This window comes from Faecalibacterium langellae, assembly GCF_002549775.1.
GTDB lineage: Bacteria > Bacillota > Clostridia > Oscillospirales > Ruminococcaceae > Faecalibacterium > Faecalibacterium langellae.
Genome location: NZ_NMTR01000061.1, coordinates 1 through 1,095, shown reverse-complemented (window position 1 = coordinate 1,095; position 1,095 = coordinate 1). Strand labels below are relative to the sequence as shown.

Annotated in this window: 1 protein-coding gene; it reads right to left on the bottom strand. The window is 28.2% G+C overall.

Annotated features, from left to right (window positions below; translation table 11 throughout):
- On the bottom strand, positions 1–1,058 hold a 1,058-nt coding region (locus CGS49_RS13665; RefSeq protein ID WP_097802302.1), incomplete at its 3' end, for an HNH endonuclease family protein.
- Positions 1,059–1,095: the final 37 nt, after the last annotated feature.

Here is a 1,095-nt window from a genome sequence, read left to right as displayed (position 1 = left end):
AAATAGTAGTCTGCTTCAGATTGTTCTGTTACTTTCTCCATAGAAGCAAGCTCATCTAAAAACAATATGGGAGGATATATATCAAAATGTAAACATTTAGCAATTTTACGCTTTCTTTGTTCATCAAGTTGCCGACGATAATCATCAAAGTCAATATTTTTTAAAAAGTTTCCTATATTTTTAAAATTATAGAGTGTTTGTAATTTTGAAAATTGCTTAGATAATACTTCAAGTATGTTTGAATAATTGGGTTGAATTGACGCCATTTTTTCAAAAGGTTTAGAAATATCTTTAACGTTATATTGTATCAGTTTCTTTAAACTTTGTGATATTGTTGAGACATTAGCACCAATACTTTCATTGAAATTCTTCATTAGATTTTTAATGTGAATTACCGATTCATTCGTAACATTAGATTGTTTTCGGCTTATTCCATTTATTACATCAAAACTAATACTAACCCTTCCAACTGACTTCAATTCTAAAGATAATACTTTCTCACAGTATTCATCAAAATAATTTTCGAAAATGTCTTTTAATTCAAGTTGTAAATCAATTGTTCTTTGTTCGATATCAGACTTTAAAAACTTATCTCTTCTAAAAACTTCATTAATGTAAAACTTTGACTCATCTTCATCAAGTAATAATTTCTTCTTTTCTATAAAAGTTTCATCTGAGATTTTTACATTTGTATCCCTATTCAATAAGGTTAAATTTCCTAATTTATTCTTGTCTAAATCTTTCTTTTCAAAATTACTTTGGGGTATAACATGTTCCAACTGCCAAATCAAATTACCTTTATGATCTAATTCTGTAAAATCTATTGCTCTCCCATTATTCTTAAACTTCTCAATGCTAACAAGCAGAAAACGAGTGAAATGAACGTGGGTCCTACTATAATAATTAACTCGTTCTCTCTGTTCATCCTCAACAAATTTATGAATTACTTTTTTATAGTCATTCACTTTAAAGTAATGGCGCTTCTTTTCCTGTTCTTTAAAATATTTGAGAAACCGATTACCAAAAACAGTTTCAAAACTCTCTAATAATTTATCCACAATAACTCCTCTACCTCCCGACTCTCAGTGGTTCAAT